The organism is uncultured Alistipes sp., from assembly GCF_963931675.1.
Lineage (GTDB): Bacteria > Bacteroidota > Bacteroidia > Bacteroidales > Rikenellaceae > Alistipes.
The window spans coordinates 2,761,381-2,778,276 of sequence record NZ_OZ007039.1; the positions used below are offsets into that span (position 1 = coordinate 2,761,381).

Below are 16,896 nucleotides of genomic sequence, written 5' to 3' on the forward strand. Positions count from 1 at the left end.
ACAAGAATTATGTGGACACTATTTGCCGCCGATGCTCCCGCAGCTCCGCTCATGCTTCCCGACAGCGTGCAGAAGGCGAACTTCGCCGAAGCGGTCAACCGCCTGATGAATCTGAATTTCGGAGAGATTCTCCACAATCTGCTGTCGGAGTCGCTGTGGATTGTCGTCAAGATCGTGATAGCCCTGGTCATCTACTACCTTGGGCGATGGATCCTGCGTCGTCTGATCCGGCTGCTGGACGTAGCGATGGAGCGCCGGAACGTGGACCAGTCGTTGCGGACCTTTTCGCGGAGTTCGGTACGAGCGGTATTCATGCTGCTGCTGCTCCTGATCGTGGTATCGACGCTGGGCGTGAACGTGACGTCGCTGATTGCGGTTGCCTCGGCTGCGACGCTGGCCATCGGTATGGCGTTGAGCGGCACGGCTCAGAACTTTGCGGGCGGGGTTATGATCCTTCTGATGAAGCCCTACCGGGTCGGGGACTATATTTCGGCGCAGGGACAGTCGGGCACGGTGCGCGAGATCAAGCTCTTCTCGACGGTGATCACGACGACGGACAACCAGACCATCTATATCCCGAACAACTCGATCGCGACGGCGATCATCGACAACTATTCGACTGCGGAACTCCGGCGTGTGGACTGGACGATCGGGATCTCCTACGGCGACGACGTGGATACGGCGCGGGCGGCAGTTCTGGGGATGCTGAAGGGCGATCCCCGGATCCTTCCGGACCCGGCACCTGAGGTGTGGGTTGCGGCGCTGGCGGACAGTTCGGTGAACCTGACGGTTCGGGTATGGACACGGAACGAGGATTACTGGAACGTCCTTTTCGAATATAACGAACGCTACTACAAGGAGCTTCCGAAGGCGGGGATCAACTTCCCGTTCCCGCAGATGGACGTTCACGTGAAAAACGATTAACGGAGGGCCAGCCCCTCGGGACAAATAAGCTGTCGAACCAAATCAAGAAGAGACTATGGAACTGAAAGAGATTCTGGCCATTTCGGGCCAACCCGGTTTGTATAAATACGTAGCGCAGTCGACGCGGGGAGTGATTGTTGAGTCGCTGTTGGACGGGCGTCGGATGAACGCCTCGTCGAATGCCCGTGTGAGTGCGCTGTCTGAGATTTCGATGTTCACCGAGGGGGATGACATTGCGCTGGCGGATGTCTTCACGCGGATCTACGCACATACGGGCGGGCAGCCGGCCATCGATCCGAAGTCGAGCCCCGAGGCGTTGAAGGCGGCCTTTGCGGAGGTTCTTCCGGAGTACGACCGGGACCGGGTTCATGTTTCGGACATCAAGAAATGCTTCTCGTGGTATAACCTGCTGGTGAGCGTGGGCTTCACGGAGTTCAAGCTTCCGGGCGAGGATGCTGCCGCTGGGGAGGAGAAATAACCTTATTTTTTAAACGTATGGAAAGTCGGATGAAACGGGTTCTGGCGCTGGTTGCCCACGATAACATGAAGCGCGACCTGGCGGAGTGGGTGGACTGGAACAGCGACAAGCTGGGACGCCACCATCTGGTGTGTACGGGAACGACGGGCAAGATGGTTGAGAAGACGCTTCGCGCTCACCATGCGGAGCACGAGGCCGCGGATGGCACGGCTCCCGAGTTGGAGATCACGCTGCTGAAATCGGGTCCGTTGGGTGGTGACCAGCAGTTGGGGTCGATGATTGCCGACGGGAAGATCCATGCGCTGATCTTCTTCTGGGATCCGATGTCGGCGCAGCCGCACGATGTGGATGTGAAGGCTTTGCTTCGTCTGGCGACGCTTTACAACGTTCCGACGGCCGTCAACCGTTCTTCGGCGGACTTTCTGATCTCGTCGCCGCTGTTCGAGGACGACGACTACCGGCCGGAGGTGAAGGACTACAAGGCCTACATCGAACGGGTGCTGCAATAGGGCAGGCGCGGGGCGGGAATCTGCCGCCATGCGAGCGTGTGCCGTCACGCGAGAGCCTGCCGCCATAATCGAAGGGCCGTTTCCCGGAAGGAGAAACGGCCCTTCGTTTTTCCGGTTTCCGGAGAGGGGGAGGGACGGTTTTTCGGTTGTTTTGTGCCGCCTTCGGACCGAGACCGGGGCTTTTCCCCGGGGTCAGAGATCGTGGGAGAGGGGAGCCGGGACGACCCCCGAGAGGTCGTATCCGCCCCAGCGTTCGGCAACGTAGTCGAGCGTGGCGGAGAGTTCGTCGACGTCGAGCGACGTGACGAGCCTGAGCCGTGTGGGCTTGAAGTCCGGGAGTCCCTTGAAGTAGGTGGTGAGATGGCGCCTCATTTCGAGAATCCCGACATGGGGGCCCTTGATTTCGAGTGATTTGCGGAGGTGTTCCTTGGCGATGGCGACGCGTTCCGTGACCGACGGCTGCGGCAGGACCTCGCCCGTAGCGAGGAAATGCTTGATTTCGCGGAAAATCCAGGGACGTCCGTAGGTGGCGCGGCCGATCATCACGCCGTCGACGCCGTAGCGGTCGAACATCTCGCGGGCCTTGGGACCCGAATCGACATCTCCGTTCCCGATGATGGGGATGCGGATGGCGGGGTTGTTCTTGACGGCGCCGATGAGGGTCCAGTCGGCCTCTCCGCGGTACATCTGGGCGCGGGTTCGCCCGTGAATGGTGAGTGCTGCGATCCCGACGTCCTGGAGGCGGAGGGCGATCTCCTCGATGTTTTTCGAGTCGTTGTCCCATCCGAGGCGGGTTTTGACCGTGACGGGTGTGTGGACGGCCCGGACGATCTGTCGGGTCATTTCGACCATGAGATCGGGGTTGCGCATCATGCCGGAACCGGCTCCGCGCCCGGCGATCTTCTTGACGGGGCATCCGAAATTGATGTCGATGATATCGGGTCCGGCGGCTTCGGCCATGCGTGCGGCCTCGACCATGGGCTCGATCAGATGGCCGTATATCTGAATGCCGACGGGGCGTTCTGCGTCGTCGATTTCGAGTTTTTTGAGCGACTTGGCAGCGTCGCGGATCAGTCCGTCCGAAGAGATGAATTCGGTGTAGACGACATCGGCCCCGAAGCGTTTGCACATGTACCGGAACGAGGGGTCGGTGACATCCTCCATGGGAGCAAGCAGCAGGGGCCGTTCTCCGAGGTCTATGTCGGCTATCTTCATGCTTCTTTATCTTCTTCGGAGGGGACGGGTTTGAAGGCGACGAGGATTTTGTCGATGCGTGCACCGTCCATGTCGACGATTTCGAACGAGAATGCGTTCCATTCGATTTTTTCGCCTGTTTCGGGGATATGCCCGAGCAGGTCGAGGATCAGTCCGCTGACGGTGTTGTAGGCATTGGCGGGGAAGTCGTCCTCGACGCCGAATGCGGCGAGGAAGTCATAGAACGGGCACTGCCCGTCGACGAGCGCGCTTCCGTCGTCCCGTCGGACAATATCGGGCTCTTCGCGGGGGTCCGGGAGTTCGCCGACGAGGGCTTCGAAAATATCCTTCAGGGTGATGATCCCTCGCGTGACGCCGAATTCGTCGCAGATGATTCCGTATCCGAGTTGTTCGTTGCGGAGTTGTTCGAGGGCGTTGTAGACTTCGAACTCCTCGTGGAAGAACTTCCCGGGGGTAATCAGTTTGCGTATATCGAAACCGGGGTCGGTGAGATGGAGGAAGAGGTCCTTGAGATAGACCACGCCGAGGATTTTGTCGAGGCTTCCGTCGCCGACGGGATAGCGGTTGTGCGGCGCCTGTGCGACGATTTCGTGAATCTGTTCGGGGGTCATCGAGACGTCGATCCATGCGATTTCGCTGCGGTGGGTCATGATCGACTCGACGGTACGGTCCCCGAGCGAGAATACGCGTCCGACGATTTGCTGTTCGACCTCCTGGACTTCGCCGTCCTCGGCCCCCTCCTGGATGATGGAGCGGATTTCGGCCTCGGTGACCTTGCTTTCGGCCTCTTGAATTCCCAGCAGGCGGGTCATGGCGGCGGTGCTTTTTGCGAGGAGCCAGACGAAGGGCGAAGCGATTGCGGCGAGGAATCCCATGGGTCGGGCGACGATCTTTGCGGCGCGTTCGGCGGCATTCATGCCGATCCGTTTGGGAACGAGTTCTCCGAAGATGATGGTCAGATAGGTGACGATGATGACGATGGCGACCTGGGCGATGACGGTTGCGGTCCGGATGGGGATGCCGAGTGCGGCGAGTTGCGTACCGAACTTGGCGGCGAGGGTATCGCCGGAGTAGATACCGGTAAGGATTCCGATCAGGGTGATTCCGATCTGAATGGTGGAGAGGAATCGGTCGGGGTCTTTCGTGAGTTTGAGTGCTTTTCGGGCACCTTTGCTTCCCTGTCGGGCCTGCATTTCGAGGTTTGACTTCCGGGCGGAGACGAGTGCCATTTCGGACATGGCGAAGATTCCGTTGAGGAGGATCAGGATGACGATGATGAGAATTTCCATGCGTAGGTGGGGGTATTTCGGGGTACAAAGATAATGCAAGTCGGGAGAAAAGCCAAAAGAAAAGGTCCGGGAGGTTGGTAATTCGTTGAAAAGCGTTAAATTTGCGGACAAAAATCAAACGGACATGAATATCGAGAATTATATTTCGGAAGCGGTTCGCGGTTCGGTCGAGTCGCTTTACGGTCCGCTCGGGGACGAGCAGTTGCAGATTCAGAAGACGCGTCGGGAGTTCGAGGGCGACTATACGCTGGTCACGTTTCCGCTGTTGCGCCGGAGCCGGAAGTCTCCGGAGGCCACGGCGACGGAGATCGGGGAGTACCTGACGGCGCATGTTCCGGAGATCGGGTCCTATAACGTGATCAAGGGTTTTCTGAACTTGTCGTTGAATCCCGCGTTCTGGGGGTCCCGTTTTTCGGAACTGGCCGCCGACGAGCATTACGGGGAGGCTCCGGCAACGGGCCGGACGGTGATGATCGAGTATTCCTCCCCGAACACGAACAAGCCTTTGCACCTGGGCCATATCCGCAACAACCTGCTGGGCTACTCGGTCGCGCAGATCCTGCAGGCGAACGGCCACCGGGTGATCAAGGCGAACCTGGTGAACGACCGTGGGATCCACATCTGCAAGTCGATGCTGGCGTGGAAGCTCTACGGCGGGGGTGAGACCCCCGAATCGTCGGGCATGAAGGGCGATCACCTCGTGGGCAAATACTACGTGGAGTTCGACAAGCACTACAAGGCGCAGGTCAAGGAGCTGATGGCCGCGGGGCAGTCGGAGGAGGAGGCGAAGAAGAACGCCCCGATCATGCGCGAGGCGCAGGAGATGCTGCGGCGGTGGGAGGCGAAGGACCCGGAGGTCTACTCGCTGTGGGAGACGATGAACGGCTGGGTCTACGCGGGTTTCGACGTGACGTACAAGGCGCTGGGCGTGGACTTCGACAAGGTCTACTACGAGTCGCAGACCTACCTGCTGGGCAAGTCGCTCGTGGAGGAGGGCTTGAAGAAGGGGGTCTTCTATCGGCGTCCGGACAACTCGGTGTGGATCGACCTGACGGGCGACGGCCTGGACGAGAAGCTGCTGTTGCGCGGCGACGGGACGTCGGTCTACATGACGCAGGACCTGGGTACGGCCTACCGCCGCTTCGAGGACAACAAACTCGACGACATGATCTACGTCGTGGGCAACGAGCAGAACTACCATTTCCAGGTGCTGAAACTCGTGCTGAAGAAACTGGGCTATGCCGAGTGGAGCGACCACATCACGCACCTGTCATACGGTATGGTGGAGCTTCCGGAGGGTAAGATGAAGTCGCGCGAGGGCACGGTGGTGGATGCCGACGATCTGATCGCCGCCATGGTGCAGACGGCGCGGGAGATGTCTGCCGAGCTGGGCAAGCTGGACGGCTGTACGGAGGCGGAGGCCGATGCTGTTTCGACGATGGTCGGACTGGGCGCGCTGAAATACTTCATATTGAAGGTGGACCCGAAGAAGACGATGCTGTTCGACCCGCGCGAATCGATCGACTTCAACGGCAATACGGGCCCGTTCATCCAGTATACGCACGCGCGAATCTGCTCGGTGCTTCGGAAGGCCGCGGAGAGCGGGGTTGAGGCGGCGAAGGGGATTGGCGCGGATATTCCGCTGCTTGCGGAGGAGATCGACCTGATCAAGCAGTTGACGGAGTACCCGGCGACGGTGAAGGCGGCGGGCGACAACTTTGCTCCTTCGATCATCGGGGCCTATGTCTACGACCTTGCGAAGCAGTTCAACGGCTACTACCACGACCATTCGATCCTGCGGGAGGAGAATGAGGCGGTTCGGTCGATGCGGCTGGCCCTGGCGCAGCAGGTTGCGCGTGTGATCCGCAAGGGCATGTCGCTGCTGGGCATCGAGGTCCCGGAGCGGATGTAGAGCGACACAGGAAGGGCGCAGATGTTCTGCGAACTGCCCGATACGGAAAGCGGAGACTCCTATAGGAGGCTCCGCTTTCCGTTTTTATTGGATATGCAATGTCAGTTCAGAGGGATCAGATTGATGATTTTATTGCTGGATTCCTTCTCGTTGATGATCGAAATCCGGCCCTCGGTCGATACTTCACCGATCACGACCTTTCCGTCCTCATAGCGAAGCGCCGTAAATATCAGCCGTTTATTTGCTGCATCCGCAGTCATTTCATAAAGCTCGTATTCGTTATAGGGGAAGATGTAAGACGTTTTCTGGATCGAATAATCATCCAGATTGATTGAATACATGGCGTCATTCGTAAAACTGATATTTGATTCAGGGATGGTTTTGTCGATATAATCAAATATTATATAATCAAGTAAAGTTTGGTTATCGACCAGATTCCCGCCGTCATAGTAGGGTTGATCTGCCGGATAAGTCTTTTTTGCGGTAACTTTCGTTCCGTCAAACTCGTAAAGTTTATCGGCAACTCTTTCCAAACTTCCATCTTCACCATCTTCCGTAATGCCTGTCACGAACAAATCGACACCACTTTTCCCATTTATCATGTGACAGGAGAAACTCTCATTGGAAGGATTTTCAAATTGGCAGACTGGTGTTTTTTCGATGTTGTCGACAGCTTTGGGCGTTATTCTGTAAAGCCAATTTTCACTATTCTCAAAGACGTAGAAATTGCCATCTGTGGTAATAAAAGGCGCTGTACCGCCGTATGGGACAATGCTTCCATTAGGAAGCTTGAATTTGGAAGTTTCATACTGGTAATAGATAATACCATCCTTATTGACCAGACAGCCTCCACATTTTTGGCCCTCCGGTAATACGGATTCCCAAGTAAAATTTTGAGGATTCAATCTGTAAAGTTCGTAGTCATGTGTAATGAAATACAACATGCCATCAGCCCCCTCTGAATACGGGACAACAGAAGAACTTTGAAGCAATGAAATATTAGGAAACAGATATAATTTTTCCGTTTTCAGATCGGCGATCATCCTGGAATATAAGGCGGGCTCGATCAACAGGAGATTCTTGGTAAGTCTTTCGATATTATCCCATTTCTCCCGGAGGAAATATGAATACACTTTTTATTTAAAGGAATTCAAAGATACTCAAAAATTATCGTTAACCAAAAAACAGGTTGAAAAAACTTTGATTGCACAAGTTTTTTGTGGGATGAAACTTGTGAAAATGGAAGTCGTTAACCAACACTCTACAGACGTGAAAACCATCGCACTGACGTACTGTGGCATGTGCTGTAGATGTGGCAACTGCCGCAACGGCCACATGAGCAAGCATGTTCAGACATCGATGGGAGAAGTGACCATAAACACTCTTACGGATCTCCAGAACAGAGGAGTTCACAGCCATCGAAGAAGAGATACGATAGAACTCAGAGAGCAAGGAAAACGAATTAAAAGAACCTCAAGCGGAAGGGTCATTGTCTACCCCCCCCCAATACCTCGGTTGAATCGATCCCTTGTGAGCAGGTTTTGGACACGGATGCTTCCGAGCCCGTCGAACAGGAGCCCGACGCACAGATATGTCCTTATCAGATTGCATAGCTGGAATATACGTCGGTAACATCGGATGACTTTGCACAAGGTTATTATGACTCACAAGTGATGGATAAAGTACGGTCTGTTATAACAAAAGAGGCCCTGTCAGTCGAGCGTAGCTTTGTAAACGAGTACTGAATTCTTTTGCTATTGCTATCGCACACATGGGTACTCGGCTTGCGGCTCATATGGATTATTTTTTGAAACAAATGAACCTTCGAACTACGAGGAAAAGAACCACTCTCTATTGGAACGAAGATCAGTATCCGGAATCAAACAATCTTCAATCAATCTTTAAGACAAACCATGCAAAAAAACGTTCCTGGGGGTGTGACGTTTTTGTTTCGGCTGTTTCCGCCTTCGGCCGTGATGCGGGGAGCAGACTCGGAGCGGAGTCAATTGCTTGTATAACAACGGCCCGCAGCCTTTGAAGGTTGCGGGCCGTCTTTTCCGAAGGAGGTACCTCTGCCCCGCCTTCACCCAGTCGTTTTTTATTCGGGTCGAAGAGGTGGATTGTAAAAACCATGGCGGAGCCGTTCATGGAATGGCAGTTCGTCCGTATGCGGGTCAGTTTCCTCCGGAGACCACGATGAGCGCCAATCCCAGGATGAACAGCACGAACATTCCAGTCAGGAGCCGATGGACCTTGGGACCGGTACCTTTGAACTCCTTCCAGACAAATACGCCCCACAATGCTGCAATCATGGGTGCCCCCTGTCCCAGTGCATAAGAGACAGCAGCTCCGGCTTTCCCGGCCGCAATGTAGCTGAACAATGTTCCCAGAGCCCAGATGCATCCGCCCAGGATTCCGACCAGATGGGTGGAGAAACTGCCCCGAAAATAACTCCCATAAGCGACCGGTTCTCCGGAGAACGGATATTTCATCACCAGTGTATTGAATACGAAATTGCTCAGGAAAACACCGACGGAGAAGAGAACAAAGGCACTGTACGGAGTTGCCAGTCCGGCTTTCGGTGCCGCGAAGTTTGTCAGATCCATGGCATCTGCCACGAAACGATAGAAAAACGACATTAAAATACCTGCCAACAACGCCAGGATCAGCCCTTTACTTTTTGAATGGCGATCGACACCGTCCTGATTGTGTTTCGAGGCAATGCCATTGCAGACAACGGCCAAGACGACAAGGAGAACGCCCGCAAAGAGGAATACGGGATCACCTTTCGGGGCTCCGATGTAATTGATGATAACCCCCAACACCAGTGCGATTCCCACACCCAGCGGGAAGGCCACGGCCATGCCGGCCAAAGACACGGATGCCGAAAGCAGGATGTTCGAGGCGTTAAAAATCACACCGCCCAGGATGGCACTGCCCATTTTCCCGGGATCGATCTGTCCGATATCGGTCAAAAAACTGCGTCCTTCCGTTCCGACGCTGCCGAGCGTAAAGGCCGCAAGGAGCGAGAAAATTAACATTCCAATCGTGTAATCCCAATAGTAAAGTTCATAGCGCCAGGTATTGGCAGCCAGTTTCTGCGTATTTCCCCAGGAACCCCAGCACAACATCGTCACGATGCAAAACACGACGGCCAGCGGATAACTTTCTACGATAAACATATCTTTCTCGGTTTTAATTCATTTTAAATCGACTTCCCCGTGCAAACCTCAATCAGGCGGGTTGTTGCCGCCGGGATCTGCTCTTCGGAAAGGGTCAGATAACGATGGCGCCCTTCAGGGTCCGGAGTAAACCGACTGTATCCCTCCTCGGTGATGGTGATCCGTCCGGATTCGGACGTATCGAAGGAACCTTGCTCCGGTTCAATAGCATACAATACCGCCGTCAGATCCCAAGTTTCCCGGTCGTATGGCATGGGCAGATAAGTCTTGTATGAGATACACAACGGAGCGGTTTCCCCTCCGAAATCTCGAAGGACGCTCTCGGCCGGATAATGAATGCGGGCCCCGACCTCCCATCCGCTTGCGATCAACGGTGTCGGCCATTCCGAGAAGAGGATCCGGGAGGCGTTCAGATCTTGCAGAATATTCCATTCCGGGTTGTTGAAGGTGGCGTCGTTGTAGGTGCCGCCCATCAGCGAAAGCAGTTTCACCTTCCGGGCAACCAGTTCCTGCCCGGTCATTGGAGAGATCTCGTCGCCTGGCGACTGCAAAAGCCGCGCGACGTTGGTGTAGGGCCCCACCGCGATGAACACCACCGAAGCGTCTTCGGCCTCGGCCAGCAACCGCCGGTAGAGTTTGTACCCCTCGGGGATACTGTCCGCAAAACTCCGTGCCGGCACAAGAACCGGTTTTCCGGAGATGAGCGTGTCGAGCGTCCGGTCGATGTAGTTTCCAGCTTCCGGATAGGGGTTGACCCCTTCATAAACATACCCCAGCGGGATGTCGGGTTCGCCATTGTAACGGCAATAGGCATCTATGTACTCTATCGAACGGGGATACATCTTTCCGATTCCGATACCCCGAAGTTCTATCTTGCCGGCCTTGTGGTAATTCAACAGCATTTGCAGGGCCAGGACATCGTCAATGTCGTTTCCCGGATCCGTGTCGAAGATTACGGGAACGGGAGCCGGATGTTGCGGCTGGTCGGAACAGCCCGTCCATGCAAACGACAGGCCGATCAACAGGAACAATACGATCGATTTCATGTTTTTTCTGTTTGGGCTCTTTCCGAATGAAGGTTCCCCATCCGGAAAGAGCGTTTATATCTGTTTATTATTCTACCTGCGGCATGTCCTCCACCGCAATCATCTTGAACTCGTAATACTTGTCACCCAAGGCCTGGTAGTTCACGAAATCCGGGCGTCCGTCCGCACCGCAGCAGTAGAACGAATAGACCCCGATGCGGGTTCCATTGTCGGTCACGGTCAGACAACTGCTCATCAGATCGGGCGATGGATTGGGATGGCTGTCCCACAAGGCAAAGAAGTGTACGAAACGGACATCTCCCGTGCTGTTCACATCCATGAACCATCCATCCCACGGGTCGGCGCCCATTGCCCCCGTCACCGGATCCACCGGATTGTTGGGCCAGGCCATTCCGGTCCATTGCAGGACGCTGTGCGTGGCGACATTATAGAAATTATAATACTCCAGAACAGGAACCGGTCCATAGCCGAAATGATACCCGTTGCGGAACATTTGCTTTTCGCTTCCGTCCCAGGTTTCGACCTTATAGGGAGCCGTCGTATTCTCGACGTCGGCTGCTACGACTTTGTTCAGGTCATCCTTCAGGCAAATGACATAATCCTTGCCCTCCCGCCATTTGAAGCGGTTCCCGTAATCACTCATGACGGCCGTCAACGTAAACTGAGTGGTGTAGGTTCCTTCCGCATAGGTCAGCGTATGCTTGATGAGCTTGGTGCCGGGCGTTGCCACGGAATAGTCCAACTGGCCCGTGGTCGAGATCTCTTTGCCGTCGACCGTCCACGATTGGGTTCCCGTAATATTATCGTCGAGTTTGGCCGTAATCCGGACCATTTCGCCGATACTGCGTTCGAAGGAGCGCTGATCGGTCGAGAAGGTGATTCCCGGATTGGTACCCTGGGATACAATGACCGTAAAGCTGTGCCGATCGGCTCCGTATCCGTTCAGTGCGGAATAGACCACCTCGAACGTTCCCGCTTCCGGGAATGAATATTCCAGACGGGCCTCTTTTCCGATGACCACATCGCCGATCCGCCATTCATGTTGGACGTTGTATCCTTGGGTGACGGTGGCTTCGAGGACGAACAGGGCTCCTGTCTTCGCCTCAAACGTGGTTTGGTCCGACGACAGAACGGCCTTGGGCGGGATGGTGTGCCCCGGAATATCGAGATCATCTTTTTCCGAACATGCGGCCGTTGACAGCAGCAGGCAGAGAACAAACACCTTCGGGATAAACTGTTGAAACGTTTTCATAGGTTAGGTTCATTAGAAATTTCGATTCTTGACTAAAAACTCTTCTACTTCACTCCGGTTCGGGATGGAGGGTTGTGCCCCGCGTCGCATCACGCTGAGGGCCGAAGCAGCGCTGGCAAAGCGCATGGTATCAGCGGTGATTTCGGCTCCGCGGGCCTCTACGGCCAATGCTCCGCAGAAAACATCTCCTGCGGCGGTCGTATCTACGGCCTCGACCCGGAATGCCGGGATGGTCAGACTCCCGGATGCCCGATACAGGTAACAGCCCTGGCGACCCAGGGTTATGACGATTTGCCGGGCCCCGGCCTGATGTAGCCGTTCGGCGACTTTTTCCAGCGGATATTCATCCAGGGAGAGTCCGCTGACCAACGAGGCTTCCGAGCGATTTACGACCAGGATGTCAATGGCCGACATCAGATCCGGATCGATTCGGCAGGCCGGTGCGGGGTTCAGCAAAACGGGAACACCCCTACGTTGAGCCGCAAAGGTGGCTTCCCGAATCGTCGCATAGGGAATTTCGGCCTGCAGCACCAGCATTCCAGCGCCCGAGAGTACCGATTCCCGTGATTTGAGAACCTCGGGGGTCAATGAATAATTGGCACCCGGAGCTACGGCAATGGAGTTTTCGCCGCTTTGATCGACCAGAATCAGGGCAGTTCCGGTTGCCTTATCCGGGTCCGTAAAGATGTGTGAGACATCGATTCCTTCCGAAGCGAAATGCTCCAGCATGGCACGGCCCGAGAGGTCATCGCCCAGGGCCGCCACCAGGACGACGTCGCCTCCCAACCGGGCTGCGGCTACGGCCTGATTGGCTCCTTTGCCGCCGAAGGCCTGCATGAAACGTGCACCTCCGACGGTTTCTCCGGGCCGCGGCATCCGCTCCACGACCGAAATCAGATCCATATTGGAACTTCCGATGACAACTGTTTTCATGACTTCGTATTTTTGAGTTCGAATTCATATTCTCCGGGCCACAGCGATTGCGGTTTTTGTCCCGGCAACCGCAATGTCGCGCGCGTATTGGGCGGGATCCGGAAGCGATACACCGTTTTCTGTCTGCCCACCCGCCATTCCGATTCGATTGTTCCGCAGATCGATCGATACGAGCCTTTCATCCATCCGATCCGGGAATCTGGGTGCGGGGCGAGGATGATATGCCGAAAACCCGGACTGGCGGTCTCGATTCCGAGCGCGTAGCGGAAGAGCCATTCGGCGACGGATCCGAACGCATAATGGCTGAACGAGTTCATGCGAGCGTTGTTCTCTCCGGACCGGCCACCAAATCCATACTCCCGGGTGTAGCTGTCCCATCGTTCCCAGATCGATGTGGCGCCGTTGAGTATCGAATAGCCCCATCCCGGATAATCGGGCTGCAGCAGCAGATCGTAGTCCAGTTCGTCATAGCCGTACTGAGAGAGGACCATCATGACGTGTTTGGTTCCCAGGAATCCCGTGGTGAAGCGTCCTCCGTTCCGGACGATCATGTCGGCCAAACGGTCCGCAGCGGCCTGAGCCAGAGTCGTCGGATAGAGTCCGAAATAGAGAGCCAGCGCATAAGCCGTCTGGCAGTCGTTTCCGCGCAGCGTTCCGTCGGGTGCGATATACCGCTTGGCGAAAGCGCTCCGGATACGGGCTGCCAGCGAGGCGTAATGGACCGAATCCTGACGGGCGCCGAGGGCTCCGGCCATCTGTGACATCAAATCGGCATCATACGCATAGTAGGCATTGGCGATGAAGTCATCCGAGGCTGTTTTCCCTACGGCCAGCCAATCTCCGAACGTCGGAATCGGTGGCTGCAGGTCTTCCGAGGCGCTTTGCTCGTAGAACGAGAGGAAGCGTTTCATCCCGGGATACATCCGCTGCAGAACCCGGCAGTCGCCATAGACCTGCCAGAGTGTCCAGGGGACGATGACTCCCGCGTCCATCCACCCGGGGGCATACTCCATTGCGATGGCATACGGATACGGCGCATAGCTTGGATAGGCGCCATAGCTGCGCTGAGCATCGTCCAGATCGACCAGCCACTTCGAAAGGAACGATTGGACATCGGAGTGGTACGTGGAAGATCGGGCGTAGATCTGAATGTCTCCGGTCCAGCCCAGGCGCTCATCCCGTTGGGGACAATCGGTCGGAATCTCGAAGAAATTCGCCCGCTGGGTGGTCGAAATGTTGGCCCAAAGCCGGTTCACGAGTTCATTCCCGCAGGAAAATTGTCCAGCCTCCTGAAACGAAGAGGTCAGGACGATTCCGGTGAGGGTCCGTTCATCCGGTTCATACCCCAGCCCCGAGAGCTCTACGTACCGGAATCCATGATACGTCATGCGGGGCATCCACGACTGGGAGCCGTTGCGCAGCGTGTAGTAATCCGTAGCGCGGGCGTATCGGAGATTTTCGGTCATCAGGCTTCCGTCCGCATTGAGCATCTCTCCGTATCGGAGTTTTACGGTCCTGCCCGCTTCTCCGTGCACCTGCAAGGCGACGGTTCCGGCAAAATTCCGCCCTAAGTCGAAGATCCAGGCATCGGGGCCCGTCCGCCGGATCGACACCGGGGTCAGGCGTTCGATTTCACGTACCGGGTCGGTCGGTGCGGCCATCAATGCCCCGTCGGGATTCATCGCCACGGAGGCGGGGGCCCAGGACTGCGCCTCGAATCCCGGGGAATCCCACCCCGGTTGTTCGAGACGTGCATCATAGACCTCCCCCATGAGCAGATCAGCCTGACGAATCGGGCCTTCCGCCGCCTTCCAGTCCGGTCCCGAGACCAATGCGGTGCGGCTTCCGTCGGCATATTCGATCTCGATCCGGCACAACAGGGCCGGATCGACTCCGTAGAACTCCCGGGAGCGTTCCAGGTGTTCCAGAATCCCGAATCCGACATATCCGGCATACCATCCGTCCGCGACGATGGCACCGATCGTATTCTCTCCGTCCAACACCAGGTCGGTCAGATCGTACGTGTTGTAATAGATCCGTTTTCGGTAATCAGACCATCCCGGTGTAAAGTAGTCGGTACCGATCCGTTGTCCGTTCAGGCGCAGTTCATAAATGCCTTTGGCACTGGCATAGACTACGACTCGCCGGACCGGTCCGTCTATCACGAAATCGCGTCGGAAGTAACGTGCCGGTGGCAGAACGAGTCCGGTGCTGTCGGCCGGAGTCTCGATCCGGTACGTAATCCACCGGGCCGGGGCCCAGTCCTGATAGGTTTGCAGTCCCATGCTCCAGCGTGCCGGAGCGCTCCAGTCGGAGCTAAATTCATCACCGGGGATCTGTACATTTTCAAAAAAGATTACGGTGTTTCTCACAAGGCGAACTCCACTTGATCGTAACGGTTCCATCCGCCGCGCGTAAAGTCGGGAATCTCGACCGGAACAGAGCCGTTGTCGAGCGAAATCTCCGACAGCGGAATCAGGCAGCACCATTCGGCCAGATCGTAGACATCCATGTCCAGCGGCAAGCCGTTGCGCAGACAGTAGATCAGACGATAATCCATGATGAAATCCATGCCGCCGTGTCCACCCACCTGCTTGGCTTTCTCCTCGATGTCGCGGACGATGGGATGCTTGTAGCGCTCCATCATGGCATTGAACACCTCTTTGGGCAGGAAACTGTGGGCATTGAGGTTTTCGTGATCCTTGGCGGCTTCCGGATCGATGGCTTCACCGGCCAGCGCAAGCCCGCTGACGGGATATTTGTTGGCAAAGCCCCGGGTTCCGCTCAACTGGAACATCCGGCTGTACGGACGGGGTGACGAGACGTCATGCTCGATGAGAATCGAGCGGCCCTGCTCCGTGCGGATCATCGTCATCGTGTGATCGCCGTTCCGGAAGTCAGCGACCTCCTCTCCGGTTTTTTCGCGGATATAGGCGGGCTTGTTCACGGCCCTGGTGTCAAGCGATACCAGATAATTCATCTTGTCTCCGCGGTGAATGTTCATCGCCAGACATACGGGGCCGAGTCCGTGCGTGGGATAGACATCTCCCCGGTGGTGACGGTTGTAATCCATCCGCCAGTCGTTCCAATATTCATCCCAGAAGGCTTCCAGATTGTGGATGTAGGCACCTTCACCGTGGAGCAGATCGCCGAAAACGCCGTGCTGGGCCATGTTGAGACAGGTGAGTTCGAAGAAATCGTAGACGCAGTTTTCAAGCTGGATGCAATGTTTGCGGGTCTGTTCCGAAGTGTTGACCAATTCCCAGATCTCGTCCATGGTCATGGCGGCCGGGACCTCGATGGCCACGTGTTTGCCGCACTTCATGGCCTGGACGCCCATCCGGGCATGGTTCTTCCAGTCGGTGGCGATGTAAACGAGGTCGACATCGGGCAGTGCGACGACCTCCTGCCAAATCTCGGGATCGCCGGAGAACTCACGGGCTGCCGGAAGGCCCCGGGATTCCAGAATCCGGTTGCATTTGGCGGTGTTCTCCGGCAGGATGTCGCACAGAGCCACGATTTCGACGCCTTCGATGTGGGTCATCCGCTCGACGGCTCCCGGGCCGCGCATCCCCAGTCCTATGAATGCCACGCGGACCGTGGGGATGGGTTCGGCGGCAAATCGGAGCATGTCGCTCTGCCCGGCCGGCCGGGGCGGGGTTGGCGTGTGGATCATGCCTGTCCGGGGATCCGAACAGGCGGCCGACAGCAGCAGGCCGGCGATAAACAGCAGTTTCTTCATTTCTTTAATTCATTAGATTATTCACTGATAAACCAGCTTGAATTACAATAACCGATTCAAATGAGCAATGTTTTCAGATAAAAAACTCAACTGTTTCACATTTTCCTCGCCTTGGATGCAGGGTTTGAAACGCTCGTTTTCGGGAGTGGCGATCAAGACGGCATCCGCCGTCTGGGGAGGCTCGAAGAAACGGTTATAGCCCGCAAAACAATGCTCGGGATCGATTCCGAACTTGTCGGCCAGCGCTTTCCGGCGCAGCGGATTGGGTTCCACCACGCCGGCTGGTCGCAGCCGTTCGGGATGACGTACGGCATATTCGAGGTATTTGCTGGCCCGGTTTCCGGCGCCGGTGGCGACGATGGTCACCGGGCGTTTCAAAAAGGAGGTTCCGGCTATGGTTTGTATGTGAAGCAG

Annotated in this window: 14 protein-coding genes; 4 read left to right on the plus strand and 10 right to left on the minus strand. The window is 56.1% G+C overall.

Translation table 11 applies throughout. From position 1 onward, the window contains the following. Positions 1-9 precede the first annotated feature (9 nt). From ABGT65_RS11740 to ABGT65_RS11750, 3 genes are read left to right on the plus strand one after another with little or no spacing between them, the layout of a single operon-like run. Positions 10-924 carry a mechanosensitive ion channel family protein gene (locus ABGT65_RS11740; RefSeq protein WP_346702382.1) on the plus strand — a complete coding sequence of 305 codons (915 nt, stop codon included), beginning with the start codon at positions 10-12 and terminating at the stop codon, positions 922-924. Positions 925-979: 55 nt separating this feature from the next. Further along, positions 980-1,402, plus strand: a complete 423-nt coding sequence (locus ABGT65_RS11745) for a DUF5606 domain-containing protein (RefSeq protein ID WP_346702383.1) — start codon at positions 980-982, stop codon at positions 1,400-1,402. A 17-nt stretch (positions 1,403-1,419) separates the two neighbouring features. Continuing rightward, the gene (locus ABGT65_RS11750) at positions 1,420-1,911 is read left to right on the plus strand and encodes a methylglyoxal synthase (protein WP_346702385.1); all 492 of its coding nucleotides are present in this window, start codon (positions 1,420-1,422) and stop codon (positions 1,909-1,911) included. Positions 1,912-2,103: 192 nt separating this feature from the next. Here the strand turns inward: ABGT65_RS11750 and dusB are convergent, their stop codons facing one another. Together dusB and ABGT65_RS11760 are read right to left on the minus strand one after the other, a co-directional pair. Then, complete coding sequence (dusB, locus tag ABGT65_RS11755; RefSeq protein ID WP_346702386.1) at positions 2,104-3,126, minus strand: tRNA dihydrouridine synthase DusB; 1,023 nt, start codon at positions 3,124-3,126, stop codon at positions 2,104-2,106. Then, entirely contained in the window at positions 3,123-4,415 is a 1,293-nt protein-coding gene (locus tag ABGT65_RS11760; RefSeq protein ID WP_346702388.1) for a hemolysin family protein, read from the minus strand. The genes dusB and ABGT65_RS11760 overlap by 4 nt, the downstream gene beginning before the upstream one ends. 124 nt (positions 4,416-4,539) lie before the next feature. Between ABGT65_RS11760 and argS the strand changes: the two genes are divergently transcribed. Next, the gene (gene argS / locus ABGT65_RS11765; RefSeq protein ID WP_346702389.1) at positions 4,540-6,327 is read left to right on the plus strand and encodes an arginine--tRNA ligase; all 1,788 of its coding nucleotides are present in this window, start codon (positions 4,540-4,542) and stop codon (positions 6,325-6,327) included. 101 nt (positions 6,328-6,428) lie between these two features. Here the strand turns inward: argS and ABGT65_RS11770 are convergent, their stop codons facing one another. The 8 genes from ABGT65_RS11770 to ABGT65_RS11805 form a co-directional block, all read right to left on the minus strand. Next, a complete protein-coding gene (locus tag ABGT65_RS11770) occupies positions 6,429-7,370 on the minus strand; it encodes a hypothetical protein (RefSeq protein ID WP_346702391.1) in 942 nt (313 codons plus the stop codon). A gap of 1,131 nt (positions 7,371-8,501) precedes the next feature. Beyond that, positions 8,502-9,509, minus strand: a complete 1,008-nt coding sequence (locus ABGT65_RS11775; RefSeq protein WP_346702393.1) for a multidrug DMT transporter permease — start codon at positions 9,507-9,509, stop codon at positions 8,502-8,504. 23 nt (positions 9,510-9,532) lie between these two features. Continuing rightward, complete coding sequence (locus ABGT65_RS11780; protein ID WP_346702395.1) at positions 9,533-10,555, minus strand: nucleoside hydrolase; 1,023 nt, start codon at positions 10,553-10,555, stop codon at positions 9,533-9,535. Positions 10,556-10,622: 67 nt separating this feature from the next. After that, positions 10,623-11,807 (minus strand): PKD domain-containing protein, encoded by a 1,185-nt coding sequence (locus tag ABGT65_RS11785; RefSeq protein WP_346702396.1) that lies wholly within the window; start codon positions 11,805-11,807, stop codon positions 10,623-10,625. A 12-nt stretch (positions 11,808-11,819) separates the two neighbouring features. Continuing rightward, the gene (gene rbsK / locus ABGT65_RS11790) at positions 11,820-12,740 is read right to left on the minus strand and encodes a ribokinase (protein ID WP_346702398.1); all 921 of its coding nucleotides are present in this window, start codon (positions 12,738-12,740) and stop codon (positions 11,820-11,822) included. Then, a complete protein-coding gene (locus tag ABGT65_RS11795) occupies positions 12,737-15,112 on the minus strand; it encodes a family 78 glycoside hydrolase catalytic domain (RefSeq protein WP_346702400.1) in 2,376 nt (791 codons plus the stop codon). The genes rbsK and ABGT65_RS11795 overlap by 4 nt, the downstream gene beginning before the upstream one ends. Next, on the minus strand, positions 15,109-16,482 hold the full coding sequence (locus ABGT65_RS11800) for a Gfo/Idh/MocA family oxidoreductase (RefSeq protein ID WP_346702402.1): 1,374 nt from the start codon (positions 16,480-16,482) through the stop codon (positions 15,109-15,111). Before ABGT65_RS11800 ends, ABGT65_RS11795 begins: the two co-directional genes overlap by 4 nt. 42 nt (positions 16,483-16,524) lie before the next feature. Next, positions 16,525-16,860, minus strand: a complete 336-nt coding sequence (locus tag ABGT65_RS11805) for a Gfo/Idh/MocA family oxidoreductase (RefSeq protein ID WP_346702403.1) — start codon at positions 16,858-16,860, stop codon at positions 16,525-16,527. Positions 16,861-16,896 lie beyond the last annotated feature (36 nt).